The organism is Paenibacillus dendritiformis (assembly GCF_015845845.1).
GTDB lineage: Bacteria > Bacillota > Bacilli > Paenibacillales > Paenibacillaceae > Paenibacillus_B > Paenibacillus_B dendritiformis_C.
Window position 1 is genome coordinate 1 of the sequence record NZ_LDIG01000146.1, and the last position, 11,719, is coordinate 11,719.

Consider the following 11,719-nt stretch of genomic DNA (forward strand, 5'->3'; position numbering starts at 1 on the left):
AGGGTCTCCCAAGTTGCCGAGTGATTATTGGTATGCATGCCTGGCTCTTCGACCCCGGGGAAGCTCCGTCTAAACTCACCTTTTTTTCGCTTAGCGGAGTATTGCCTTCCAGCTTTTTGACACTGTCGGCCTTCCCGATTTCTGCATTTCGTGGCTCAATCACTTTCAGGCCTACATCCTATCTGTCTACGCTTAAACGAACCTGTTACCATGTTCGCTCCAAGACTCGTTATTGGTGGCGTGGTTAGTGCCTTTCCAAGCAGGGTTCACACCTGCTACCTCACTCGACCTATGCTTGGTCGCTCCAAAAGTGCAGCATTTTTCACTCAACCGCGGCGCACAATGAGATTCCTGCAAAAGTGCAGCATTTTTCCCCATTAATGCGCTTATTTGGTTTATACGCCCTGAATTGATGTATTTTTGCAGGAATTCTAACGAAATACCCTATTGGGGCGGATAAATAATGTAATTTTGCAGGATTCACTCCTCAGCACAAGAACAAGAAGCCGGCTCGCATCGCGGCCATTGCATCGTTCACCTTACACGCCTCCCACCTCCAGCGCAGCTTTCTGTGAAACTTTCGGTGCACCTTCATGCGCAGCTTAGTGTGCAGCTTCATGTTCAAGCTTCCCATACACCTTCATGCGCAGCTTCCCGTGCACCTTCATGCCAAGCTTCGTGCGCAGCTTCATGTTCAAACTTCCCATACAGCTTCATGTGCAACTTTCCGTACAGCTTCATGCGTAACTTCCCGTACACCTTCCTGTGAAACTTTCGGTGCACTTTCATGCTCTGCGCAGCTTTATGTGTGCAGCTTCATATGCAACTTCCCATGCACCTTCATGCGCAGCTTCGTGCGCAGCTTCATGTTCGAACCCCGTCCATCGTCCGGATATCGTCCATCACTTAACGCGGCCAACCCAAACCATGCTCTCCTTCCACCAATTGAACGGCTTACATCGACCATGCTCCCCCGGCTTCCTTTTACACAATCAACACAAAAAAAGGCCGTCCTCCTTACAGAGAACATCCCTTCTTCCTTGCGATGCGTCTTAATCTTCCTGCTCTACCTTCAGCACCTTGCCGGTCCGAGCATCGACTTCTACTTCATACACTTTGTTCTGATCCGTCATAATGATCACTTCGTATTTGATCTTCCCGTTGTCGGTGTCGAGATCAACATGAAGAACTCTTCCTTTCACCTGTTGAAGAGCAATCGACTTCGCCTCTTGCTCGCTAATGACTTGCTGCGTCGGCTGGTTTGCCTTATAGACGGCATGCGCTTCAGATGCCGCAGGAAATAGGGCGAGGGACGCCATGCCTGCATTGACTAAGGCGAGAACGCCAAGCACCGCTTTTTTCAACCTAAACACGCTCCTATGTACGGTTATCGTTGCGTCTATGTTTTGTACAAGAAGCTGAAATTATACGTCCGGAAATATAGTTCCGAAAAAACAAAAAAAGCCTTATCTGCAAGGCTTCTTCATTCGCTCTGTTATGGTGCGGTAGAGAGGACTCGAACCTCCACGGGCGTACGCCCACTACCCCCTCAAGATAGCGTGTCTGCCATTCCACCACTACCGCACATTGAATTCCTCAACAAAGAGGACAACAACAGTTACTATACCACCATTTGAGACGGATGTAAAGCGGAAGTATTATCCACTCCTCGTCCTTTATTTAAACCACCCCTTCTCCTTGAAGCGCGTAATCGCTTCAATTCGGTTGCTCACATCGAGTTTATCCAGAATAACGGAGATATAATTGCGGACAGTCCCCGTCGTAATAAATAGCTGTTCGGCGATTTCCTTCGTATTTTTACCGTCTGCGATAAGCACCAGCACTTCCTTTTCCCGCTCGGTCAGCGGATTCTCTTCGCCATACGCCTCGTCCACCAGCTCCGAAGCATAGATGCGACGCCCGGCCATAATGATGCGAATCGAGTCCGCCAGCTCTTCGCTGGGACTGTCCTTCAACAAGTAGCCGTGCGCCCCCGCCTTCACCGCACGTTCGAAATATCCGGCTCTGGCGAATGTGGTCAAGATGATGACCTTGCATCCCCAGCCCTTTATCTCTTCGGCTGCGTCCAAACCGCTCTTCCCCGGCATCTCAATATCCATGATGCAGATATCCGGTTGATGCTGACGAACCAATTGCACGGCTTCTTCTCCATTGGAGGCCCGGCCGACGACACTCATATCCTCTTCAAGATCAAGCAGGGACGCCAGTGCGCCCAACAGCATCCGCTGATCCTCTGCGATTACGATTCGAATCATGGCCCCGCCTCCTATTCTGACGCCTTGCACACGTTCGGCACTGTAATGATGACCGTTGTTCCCTTATCAGGAACGATGTCCATACTTCCATTCACGAACTCAAGCCGCTCCTTCATGCCCCGCAGTCCGTTGCCCCGTAAAACGGCTGAATCCGCCGCGATGCCGATTCCATTATCCTTCACCTTCACGCGCAGCTCGGTATCCATGGGCTCCAGGATGATCGAACAGGCGGAAGCATGGCTGTGCTTAACGATGTTGGTCACCGCTTCCTTCAGGCACATGCCAAGCACATTTTCGTTCAGCAGAGAGGTATTGGTCAGCTTCGGATCGGCTTCCAGGGTGAACTCGATCTCAGCAGCCTTCAAAATCTGCTTGATGCGAAACAGCTCATCCTCTAACCTCGTCCCGCGCATTTGAGTAACCATTTCCCGCACTTCCTTCAGGGCGCTTCTGGCCGTTTGCCGGACATCCTTGAGTTCGATTTGGGCTTGAGCGGGGTTATTGTTAATCAATTTATTGGCCAGATCGCTCTTCAAGCCGATCAGCGATAGCTTCTGTCCAAGCGTGTCGTGGAGATCGCGCGCAATTCGTTGCCGTTCTTCCAGCTTGACCAGCTCGGAGATCCGCTTATTCGCATCTTCCAATTGCCCCTCAAGCTTCTCCCGTTTATTGCGGTTATAAGTGGTGACGGGAAGGAGAATTACACCGATGAGACTGATAAGCACGAACGGAAGCTGGGAGATCAACACCGGATTTTTCGTGACAAAGCCGAAGTTGAGCGTTGCGATCGTACTGATGAGATGAATCGAGTACAGCGTAATAAATCCGATCCGATGTTGAATATTTCCAATAAAGAACGCTAAGAACAGGGCGAAATAGACATAGCCGAACAGCAAAGTCATCGTAATGGAAATCAATATTTGCAGGGAGGTCCAAAAGTACACTTGCCAACCTCTCATAACAAAAGAAAGAACGTAACAGACGAAAAACATCAAAATCATGACAATGCCGAAGACGACTTGGTACGTCGAAGACGAACGAAAGATGAAATAAAACGGGAGGATGTAAAAGACGACCCATACATAAGGACTAAGACCCGTGCTTTTGTAAAAAATCTGATACCACTTCTGCATGGCCGTCCTCCCTGAAAATCAATGTAATTGTATAGTAACACAAACGCCGCTCAAAGCGGTTATTTTCCCTGCATGCCTGGGGCGCTCCTTGGAATGCGGGCGGCCTCGCGGTTGGCCTTGGCAAGCAGATGCTTCACATCCTTGAACCCAACGAATGTTTTATTCTGTTCGTCCCACAGCCGGAAACGCAGCGACTTCAGGCTGGTCCCGAGCGTAATCGTCGTCGCTCTTTGAAGCGGCGGGGTTGCCTCATGCGCCTTCTCCAGATAATAGTTAGGCACCTTGGGACTCAAATGGTGAACGTGATGGAAGCCGATATTTCCGGTTATCCACTGCAATGCTTTGGGCAATTTATAATAAGAGCTTCCCTCTACAGCAGCCTTCACATAGCTCCACTCGTCCTCGTTCTCGAAGTAAGAATCCTCGAATTGATGCTGAACATAGAACAACCAGATGCCGAGCATGCCGGATACGTAAAAAACGGGAGCCTGAATGAGCACAAACGCCTGCCAGCCAATGGCCCAGCACAGAAGCCCATACAGAGCGGCGATGGACACATTGATTACGTAAGTGTTGATTCGCTCCTTCCGTCTCGCGCCTCTCCGGTTAAAGCGGTATGCAATCAGGAATATAAAAATCGGCCCCAGCCCCAGCATAACGATTGGATTGCGGTATATGCGGTAGGCAATTCGCTTCGTTAAGGGAGCCGCGGCATATTCATCCACGGTGAGCACCCACATATCTCCGGTTCCTCGCTTGTCGAGATTGCTGCTCGTCGCATGATGGATGGAATGGCTGTGCTTCCACTGCTGGTAGGGCACAAGCGTCAGGATCCCCGTAATGGTGCCTAGCGTATCGTTGGCCCTGCGGCTCTTGAAGAACGATTGATGACAGCAGTCGTGAAAAATAATAAACGTTCGGATAACGAATCCCGAAGTGATTATCGAGAAGAGAAGCGTAAGCCAGTACGAGACCGAAAGGCTTGCGTAAGCGGCATACCAAAGCAGCAGTAAAGGCCCCAAGGTGTTAATTATCTGCCGAATGCTGGACTTCGTATCGTTTTTTTCATATGGAGCGACGCTTTTCTTTAGATGGGACAGCTTGGAATGACTCATACTCATCTTATGTTTTCCTCCTAGGTATGACGCTTGGGAACATACCCTTATCAACGGCAGATTCCTGTCTTCAGTATAGAGATGACAACCCGCCCGTTGTAGTCATAAACGTCAAGTCGAGAGTATGATAAACGTCATATAAGCAGGATAAATATGTCATTTTCCTTCTTTTTAGCGCCTAAAAGAGCCATAGGCCCCGCCTATGACTCCTATGTCTCCTATGACTCTCTCCTTCTTTCATTTATCCGGCGGTTCTTTCCTCCGCCGCATGACCCGGAATAAGGCATAGCCGTTCCCAGCCGCGCTTGCTCCATCTTCGCAGCATGACGAGCGCCCTCACCCATTCATCCACGGCGAAGGCGAGCCAGATTCCCGCCAGCCCCAAGCCAAGTACGATCCCGAGCAGATAGGCCAAGGGCACGCTGATTCCCCACATCGAGACAAGACCGACAAGCACCGGGAACTTGACGTCCCCCGCCGCGTTCAACGAGCTGATAAGCACCATGTTACAGGCCCGGGCCGGCTCCAGCAGCACGGACAAGAGCATCAATTGCCGGCCAAGCTGGATAATCTGCGGGTCGGAGGTGAAGAGTCCGATCAGCGGCCCGGACAAGGCGTACAAGATCAGGGAGACGGCCAGCGTCACCCCGGCCCCAAGCTTCAAATGGCGAATGCCGGAACGATAGGCTTCCTCCTTGCGCATCGCCCCGATGTAATGGCCCGCTATGATTTGCGTGCCTTGGCCAATCGCCATCGAGAAGACGAAGACGAAGGACGTAATGTTCTGCGTATAAATTTTGGTCGTCAATGCCGCCGCCCCGAGCATGGCGACCAAATACGTAATGACAACCTGGGACAAATTATAGGAAACATGCTCCCCGGCCGACGGAATGCCCAGCTTGAAAATAAGGCGAAGATCAGCTCGTCGCATGCGCAGCGGATGCATCAGGCGGACAGGCTGGTCCAGCCGCCGGCTGCATACAATCCAGTACGCGATCATCGCGGCAGCCCGGCTGATCCAGGTCGATGCGGCCACGCCCTCCACTCCAAGCGAAGGCAGGCCGAACGGCTCCATCAGCACGATATAGTTGCCGACGATATGCAGCACGTTCACGCCGAACGAGATGACCATCATCTCCTTCACCAGGCCGCGGCACCGCAGCATCGTTCCGAGCGTCATGCTGAGAGCGATCAGGAAGACCGAGCTGCCGGTGATGGATAAATAAGCCCCGCCTTCCGCGAGCAGCCCCGGAGGCAGCTTGAACAGAAGCAGGAAGGCGTCGGCGCAGGCGCATAAAACGGCGCTGAGCAGGAGGCCGATCATCAGGTTCAACGTGAGCGCCGTTCTCCCCAGGTCCCCCGCCTCCTTCAGCTTCCCCGCGCCAAGCCATTGATTCAGGATAACGCTTGTCCCGACCGTGACGAAGCCGAACATAAGGCCGGCCACCGTCAAAATTTGATTGGCGACGCCCACGGCCGCCACGGCGCCGTCGGAATGGCTGCTCAGCATCATCGTATCGGCCATGCCGAGCAGCATCCCGAACAACGACTCCATGAAGATGGGCCAGGTCAAGGAAAGAATGCCGGTGCGGCGATTATTCGCGAGACTCATGGCTTACCTTGCTCCCGTCATCCAGCCGGATCCACGTCCGGAACAGTCGCTGCCCTTCCAGCAGGCGGATAACCCGTGCCCCCCGCTGCAGACCGCCGTAACCGCCGTATCCGGTCACTCGCCCGTACCCGAGCCGGATGCCATGCAAGCTGCCTGCATAATCATTGTCATGATCATGGCCGGCGAAGGCGCCGATCATAGCGCCGCTTTCCACCATCGCGGCGAACAGCCCGCTGTTCAGGCGGGGGCAGCATACGTCTTCCTGTCGAATGCCCGCGGCCTGGCCGGATTCCCAGGCCTCCTTGAACTCCGGCAGCGGAATATGGAAGAAGGCCAGACTCGGCAGAGCGCCGTGGCGCCGCCGCTGCTCGAGCGACTCCCGGCGGTACCAGTCCACTTGATCCGGATGAATCCAGGCATATCCGCCTACTGAAGCCGGAGCCATATCGCCGGAGTCAAATAGATACAGAAGGGCGGCCGGCCCCGCCTGAGCAGACGCTTTCACCGCGATAACATAATTGCCAACCCCATGGATGTCCGCGGGACCCGCTTCCGCCAGCGACATCCGGCAGGACGCCATTCCCTCCAGCAGCTCCTCGCGGGCAGCCCCGCCCTCCGCGTCATGATTGCCGAAAATAACGGCGAACGGCACCTCCCTCCGTTCCGCAACCTCGACAATGCGGCGAAGCGCGGCGACGGGCTCAACCGTTTCCTTCCCGTACAGCATATCCCCGGAGTAGATGACCAGATCGGGCCGCTCCGTCTCGATGATGCGTTCGGTTAAGGCGAAAGTGCGGGCATCCAGCTCCGACTTCCCTCCTCTAACATGCAGATCGGTGAATTGAACGATCGTAAACGTTCCGTCCGGACGGAACTGCAGCGGTATGCTCATCCCGCTCATTCCCCCTTGCTCAGGAACAGCGGCTGCGAGAACGCGCCGAAACCCCCTTCCAAATAAACGGCCAAACGCACATACTGCTCGTCCCCTTTGCATTCGTATACGAGCTGCTTGAACCGGCCCGTCTGCTCGTGAAGCACGCGGCCGTCCTTGCCGATGACCGTCGCGTATTTGTACATGCCGTCCAGATGAACGTCGGACAATAAGTCGGCGACGATGGCCGTCCCCTCGACGCGGATCGACTCGAAGCCGTAACCGGTGGAGACGTAGAAGCTGCCCTGACGGATGGCGCTGAGCACCGCCTTGCGGCTGTTCTCGCGGGCGTACACCATATTCCACGCCCGCCGCTCCTGGCCGTACGCGTGGAAATCGTCATTGCCGAAGCCCCACACTTGACGTCCGGAGGACAGCAGCGCGTCCCATTTGTCGAAGGCGATGTCATACTGCGGATGACCGTCGCCATTGATGATCTCGATGCCGGTATAAGCGGGCAGCCGCAGCATATCGCCGAATTTCCAATATTGGGAAAAATACCGGTTCGGATGAACGAGCACCGAGATGCCGCCGTTCTCCAGGCAGAGGGACGAGAGACGCCCGTAATTTTCGATCGTAAAAGCATTGGAATACTGTTCCATCAGCGTCTCCGGCGGCTGCACCAGCAGCATATGCGCCTGCGGGCTGCTCACCTCGATCGCCTCGAACAGCGTCGGGATGGGGCTGTCGGCCGCATGCGGCGTAATCTGATCATGATCGGAGATGCCCAGGAAGTCATAATCATGATACATCCGGTATACCGTCGCCAACGGGTGATGCCCGTCGCTGTTCGTCGTATGGTTGTGGAAGCTTCCCCGCAGCCATACCCCTTCTTGTGCATATGGATTTCGAATCTTCATCCAGCCGGCCTCCTGTCTGTTCGTAAGCATTGAAGCGGGTAAGACGTTGTATCGCTACTCTTTCATGGATCCAATCATGACGCCCTTGGCGAAATATTTTTGCAGAAACGGATAGACAATGACTATCGGCGTGATGACGATAATAATCGTAGCCATTTTCAGAGACGTGCCGGTCACCTGCATTTTGTCCAGCATATCCATCTGCAGCGATCCCGCCGTAGTCATCAGCGTCTCCGTCAACGCCTGCTGCTTCGTCAGCATCTCCTGCAGCACCGTCGACAACGGCTTCAAATTCGGATCGCGCACATAGAAGGTGCCCGTGAACCAGTCATTCCAGTGCCCGACCGCATTGAACAGCGAGATGGCGGCGATGACCGGCTTGCTCGTCGGCAAAATAATCCGGAAGAAGATGCCGAGATCGCCGCAGCCGTCAATCCGCGCCGCCTCCTCCAGCCCTTCCGGAACCTGCTGGAAGAAGGAGCGCATAATCATCATGTTCCAGACGCTGTACAGCGCAGGCACGATATACACCCAGATGCTGTTCGTCAGATGAAGCTCCTTCAGCACGATATAGTAAGGAATAAGCCCGCCGCTGAACAGCATCGTGAAGAACACGAAGAAGGTGATCTGCTTCTGCCCGGGCAGCGACTTGCTCTTGAGCGCATAGGCGGCCATCGCCGTCAGCAGCACGCTGAGGAAGGTGCCGACGATCGTGCGGAATACCGAGATGACGAAACTGTTCACAATGTTGGATTGGCTGAACACTTCCTTGAAATTATCGAGCGTGAATTGGCGCGGCCAAAAATAGATGCCGCCCTTCGCCGCATCCGTCCCCACGTTCAACGCCAGCGCCAGCACGTTCAAGGTCGGCAAAATAATGGACAGGCACAGCAATCCGAGCAGGGCGTAATTCACCCCGGTCAGAAGCCGCCCGAACGCAGCCGTCTTTCTCATCCTCGTTCCTCCCTCTATTTCCATGGATGGAGAGCCCCTCCGCTCCGGCGGAAAGGCCCTCTCCTCCCCTCTGCCGTTCGCTAGAACAGCAGCTTCGTCTTCGGATCCTGGTCCTTCTCTTCCAGCAGCTTGATGTACTCTTCCAATCCCGCCGTCTTGAGCAGCGCTGCCGCGCTGTCCAGAATCGCCTGCGCTTCGGTCATGTCTTTGGCATAGTAGGCGCGGATCAGACTCTCTTTGTATTTATCGAGCGCCATCGTGAGCTGCGTGCCTTTGCTGAACTCGCCGATGAATGCCAGCGCCGCATAGCCGTCCTTGATGTTCGCCTGCTGCTTTTTCTCGTCATAGTGCCAGTAGTCCGCAATCTCCAGCGGGCCCTTATTCATGTCCGGCTTGGCGGATTCGCCATAGCTCGCCTCGCCGAAGTCGGCCAAGTCGTTCAAATCCGTGCCGCCGAGATACCAGCCCCAGTCATTGCCCACGCCGGCAAAGCCAAGCTCCTTCGCCTTGACCGGATCCTTGTCCAGCAGATCGAGCACCTCCTGCTTCGGCACCGGGTTGCCCTTCGCGTCAAGCTCGTAGTCCCGGCCTTCCAAACCGTATTTCCACAGCAGCTTGCCTTCGCGGCTCGCCAGGAAATCGGCCAGCTTCACGATATCCTCCGGATTTTTCGTCGTTTTCGGGATCGACCAGGCGCCGTAACCGCCCTTAAAAGTCAAGTTCATCTGATAAGGGCCATTGACGGAATTCAACGGTCCGAGCGGAATGTAGCGGTTGTCCTTGTTCTCGATGACATAATTATGCATATCTCCGATGATGGCGAATGAATCGTTGAGCACGCCTTCTTTGGCGCGATTCTCTTCCATCGAATAATATTCGGGATGCATCAGCTTCTCGCGGAGGAGCTTCTGGACGAATTCGACGCGCTTCGTTCCATATTCGGTCTGGCTCTCATGCAAAATCTTGCCGTCCTTGTCCCGATTGAACCCTTCGCCGTTGAAGCCGGTCCACACCAGATCGTTGTACAGCGCATCGCGATCGATTCCTCCCCAGACCGTTGGCCCGATCGGGTACACCTCTTTGCCGTTCTTGTCCTTGAAGTGCCCTTCCTTAATCTTCTGGGCCAACTCATAGAGCTGCTCCGAGGTCGCAATCGTGCGCGGATCGACGCCGAGGGCATCGGCAATATCTTTGCGGATGTAAGGGCCCGGCACATATTTGCGCACCTCATAACCGCCCTCGCGCGGAATGTTCAAATGCATCGTATAAGCGGCGCCGTTGAATTCCGGCCGGAACACCACGCCATACCGCGTATCGAGCGGCAAATACCCTTCTTCCGTATACTTTTTATAGATCTTCGTATTTTGCAAAAACGGGGTCAAATCGTGGAACATCTCCTCGCGCGCGGCCTTATTGATCATCTCCATCTCCGGCCGTCCGCTATGATTCAAATAATAGCCGATGAAGTCCGGCAGATCGCCCGCGGCCAGACCGGCGGCCAAGGCCTTCTGCGATCCGTCATGCCCCACGGCCTGCAGCTCCAGCTCAATCCCGGTCAGTTCCTTGAGCTTCTTCGCAATCTCCGGGTTCATCCCTTCGGTGACGTCGCTGCCCATGAAGATGAGCCCTTTGATTTTGCGATCGGCAATCCAGGTCGCTGGCTTGCCGGCGGCAGCGTTATTCGCATCCGTTCCAGCCTCCTGGCCGGACTTCGTATCGCTTCCCCCGCCGCATGCGGTCAACAGGATGGAAAATACAAGCGTCAATGCCGTCAATTTGGACCAGAGCTGCATTCGATTCACTGTCATGTCTACTTCCTCTCCTCTGTATTGAATATGTGAACGGCTGCGGGCAGGATCTCCATCCCTCCGGCCTACCACAACGATGACTGGAACCATTTCTTGGCTACCCGGTTCACGGTCAGAACGAGTATCAAGCCGACAAGGCCCTGCATCATGCCGATGGCCGTGCCAAAGCCGAATTGGCCGCTCTCGAGCCCCATGTAGATGATGTACGTGTCCAAGATTTCCGAGACATTCATATTGCCCGGCGTCTTGAGCAGATAAATCTGGTCGAACCCGGCGGACAAAATATTGCCCAGCGACAAAATGAAGAGCACGATAATCGTCGGCCGGATGCCAGGGAGCGTAATATGCCAAATCTGGCGCCATTTGTTCGCCCCGTCCATCTTCGCCGCTTCATACAGCGAAGGGCTGATGCCTACGATAGCGGCATAATAGATAATCGAGCTCCAGCCGACATCCTTCCATATATAGCTCCAGAACATCGTCGGATAGAAGGCCTTTTCCTCCATCAGGAAAAAGGTGCTGCCATCGCCGCCGAACCAGGAAATAATCTGATTGACCAGCCCGGTATCCGGCGCGAGAATACGCTGCAGCATGCCGATAACGATGACCCAGGAGAAGAAATGGGGCAAGTACGCGATTCCTTGAAACAGATTGCGCAGCCTCGAATTCTTCACTTCATTGAACATCAGCGCGAGCACAATCGGGAACGGCATTGCCAGGAACACCTTCATCGCGCTAATGATGAGCGTATTCCGGATTAACTGGAGACTCTGCGGATCCTGAAAGAACATTTCGAAATAAGTGAAGCCAATCCAGGGACTGCCGAAAATTCCTTTGTTGAATTGATACTCCTTGAACGCGAGCACCAGCCCGGCCATCGGGATATAGGAAAAAATAATGAAGAACGCGATGCAGGGCAGCAGCAGCAAATATAACTGGTAATGGCGCCCCACCCGCTTCCATAACCGCGAGCGTTCGCCGGTTCCGGACCGGTGCCGCCGGCTCCATCCCGCCGCCTTCATCGCGGACG

Annotated in this window: 10 protein-coding genes and 1 tRNA gene; all 11 read right to left on the reverse strand. The window is 54.4% G+C overall.

Annotated elements, in window-relative coordinates; all coding sequences use genetic code 11:
- Positions 1-1,052 precede the first annotated feature (1,052 nt).
- Complete coding sequence (locus ABD76_RS13540) at positions 1,053-1,364, reverse strand: PepSY domain-containing protein (protein WP_197257636.1); 312 nt, start codon at positions 1,362-1,364, stop codon at positions 1,053-1,055.
- Between the two features lie 134 nt (positions 1,365-1,498).
- A tRNA-Leu gene (locus tag ABD76_RS13545) sits at positions 1,499-1,584 on the reverse strand.
- 92 nt (positions 1,585-1,676) lie between these two features.
- Positions 1,677-2,276, reverse strand: a complete 600-nt coding sequence (locus ABD76_RS13550; protein WP_197257638.1) for a response regulator transcription factor — start codon at positions 2,274-2,276, stop codon at positions 1,677-1,679.
- An 11-nt stretch (positions 2,277-2,287) separates the two neighbouring features.
- Positions 2,288-3,409, reverse strand: coding sequence for a sensor histidine kinase (locus ABD76_RS13555; protein ID WP_197257640.1), 1,122 nt, complete (start codon positions 3,407-3,409; stop codon positions 2,288-2,290).
- Positions 3,410-3,468: 59 nt separating this feature from the next.
- A complete protein-coding gene (gene desA / locus ABD76_RS13560; RefSeq protein ID WP_197257732.1) occupies positions 3,469-4,524 on the reverse strand; it encodes a Delta(5) desaturase DesA in 1,056 nt (351 codons plus the stop codon).
- A 241-nt stretch (positions 4,525-4,765) separates the two neighbouring features.
- Positions 4,766-6,136 (reverse strand): MATE family efflux transporter, encoded by a 1,371-nt coding sequence (locus tag ABD76_RS13565; protein WP_197257642.1) that lies wholly within the window; start codon positions 6,134-6,136, stop codon positions 4,766-4,768.
- On the reverse strand, positions 6,120-7,028 hold the full coding sequence (locus tag ABD76_RS13570) for a metallophosphoesterase family protein (RefSeq protein WP_197257644.1): 909 nt from the start codon (positions 7,026-7,028) through the stop codon (positions 6,120-6,122). The genes ABD76_RS13565 and ABD76_RS13570 overlap by 17 nt, the downstream gene beginning before the upstream one ends.
- Positions 7,029-7,033: 5 nt before the next feature.
- Positions 7,034-7,927 carry a CehA/McbA family metallohydrolase gene (locus ABD76_RS13575; RefSeq protein WP_197257646.1) on the reverse strand — a complete coding sequence of 298 codons (894 nt, stop codon included), beginning with the start codon at positions 7,925-7,927 and terminating at the stop codon, positions 7,034-7,036.
- A gap of 54 nt (positions 7,928-7,981) precedes the next feature.
- A complete protein-coding gene (locus ABD76_RS13580) occupies positions 7,982-8,881 on the reverse strand; it encodes a carbohydrate ABC transporter permease (RefSeq protein WP_197257648.1) in 900 nt (299 codons plus the stop codon).
- 80 nt (positions 8,882-8,961) lie between these two features.
- Positions 8,962-10,689 (reverse strand): extracellular solute-binding protein, encoded by a 1,728-nt coding sequence (locus tag ABD76_RS13585; protein ID WP_197257657.1) that lies wholly within the window; start codon positions 10,687-10,689, stop codon positions 8,962-8,964.
- Between the two features lie 65 nt (positions 10,690-10,754).
- Positions 10,755-11,711 carry an ABC transporter permease gene (locus ABD76_RS13590; protein WP_197257734.1) on the reverse strand — a complete coding sequence of 319 codons (957 nt, stop codon included), beginning with the start codon at positions 11,709-11,711 and terminating at the stop codon, positions 10,755-10,757.
- Between the last annotated feature and the right edge of the window lie 8 nt (positions 11,712-11,719).